Source organism: Balneola vulgaris DSM 17893 (assembly GCF_000375465.1).
Lineage (GTDB): Bacteria > Bacteroidota > Rhodothermia > Balneolales > Balneolaceae > Balneola > Balneola vulgaris.
The window spans coordinates 1-1,733 of the sequence record NZ_AQXH01000015.1; the positions used below are offsets into that span (position 1 = coordinate 1).

A 1,733-nucleotide genomic window follows, 5' to 3' on the forward strand; every position below is an offset into this window, starting at 1 on the left:
CTTGAACTAGCTTTGGGTAGTGCGTTCATTTGAGATCCTTCGTGTTAGCACCCTTCAGCCTCATCACAGCCTTTCCTACTCAGGATGACAGCTTTGTTGGTTGGGTATATAAGTTAAATAGCAGCGTTGTTTTCGATCTCTAGACTTCTCGTATACACTCGAAGTGACAAAGAGGCTGGAATCTCTATCTTTGTCACTTCGACCAGAGGAAGATATCTAAAGATGGATGACGTTGAGCACGAGATCAAACAACTACCCACTAATCGGTAACCCACTAGACCAACCTTTTGCCATACCTACAACAGTATCATGATAATTGGTATTCTTGCTAGCTAGATTTCTATTTTTGCAATATTCTACATCCTGATTAAAAATAGATGATGCCAATTGCCGGCCACCTTGTATCATCCCTGATGTTTTTGATTTTCTCAATGCAGTAAACTGTGTAAACGCCTTGGGTATATCATCGATATTTTCTTTTAAGCATTTTGTTAAATGCCATGCGTCTTCTAGAGCCTGACAAGCGCCTTGCCCCGATGTAGGTAAAGCAGCATGTGCAGCATCACCCAATAAAATGACATTACTTTTGCACCACACATCAATAGGGTCGTGATCGTGGACATATATTTTATTGATCCGAGACTGCGGGGTTTCTTTGATGATATTATTAATCAGATCAGGCCAATCTTTAAATATCGCATGTAGCTCTGATTTATAATGATTAGGGAGCTTTTCATCCATTGTCTCAGAGACAATTCCACCAGCCCAATAAGCTTTGTTATTAGTCACTGGAACTATTCCGAAACGCTCGCCAATACCCCAATAGTCAGATACAGAAAGCTCTGAAAAAACAGCAGAACGGGACTCATATACACCTACCCAATTTATAAATCCTTGATAGACGGGCTGGTTACTGCCATTGACAAATTTTCTAGTTATTGATTTCATACGCCCTTCAGCTCCAATTATAATATCTGGTTGAAGCTTTTCGCCATTGCTAAAATGAGCTATAGTTTCGGAGGTGTTGTTTGTTAAATCAACAACTTCAAAACCGTAATGTATCTTGATATCTAATTCAGTGGCTCTTTGAATAAAAATACTCATCAGGTCTTTCCGAATAATGGAATAACTTGGGTATCTCATTAGTCGATTAAGCTCATTTATATTTAGTGAACCAATAGGTTCTCCATCATTAGAAAATCGATTCATATAGGTTAATGAACCTGACACCTTTGCCACTTGCTCTAACACCCCAAGCTGTTCTAGTACAAAAGAAGCGTTTGGCCAACAAACAATACCTGCTCCTATTTCTATAGGCTTTGAGTGTCTTTCATAGATAGAAACCTCAAAACCAGCTTGTTTTAATGCAATCGCTGTACTTAAACCTCCAACTCCACCACCTAAAATCCCAACCTGCAAATTGACTCCTTGTTATGATTCTCCGCCAACTATCTCAAATGCGCAGAATTGTGTTTTTATCGAAGTAACGAATTAATTTTATTGCCCACAAGCTTAAGTACAATTCCTGCCGGTGGCTTTTGCTCCCCTTTTGTCCACACAAAAGGGGAAGGGATTGTGGTTCAGTGGCCTAAGAAAGATCCTGTCTATCAGTTGGTAGAGATGGTTACAAAAAAAATACTGTCACCCTGAGCTGATGAATACTACAAAGGCCACTTTATCAGTTGCGAAGGGTCTCAAACCTTGAACTAGCTTTGGGTAGTGCGTTCATTTGA

Annotated in this window: 1 protein-coding gene; it reads right to left on the reverse strand. The window is 39.7% G+C overall.

The features are described from left to right. Window positions 1-252 precede the first annotated feature (252 nt). Window positions 253-1,419, reverse strand: a complete 1,167-nt coding sequence (locus B155_RS0112655) for an FAD-dependent monooxygenase (RefSeq protein ID WP_018128623.1) — start codon at window positions 1,417-1,419, stop codon at window positions 253-255. Between the last annotated feature and the right edge of the window lie 314 nt (window positions 1,420-1,733).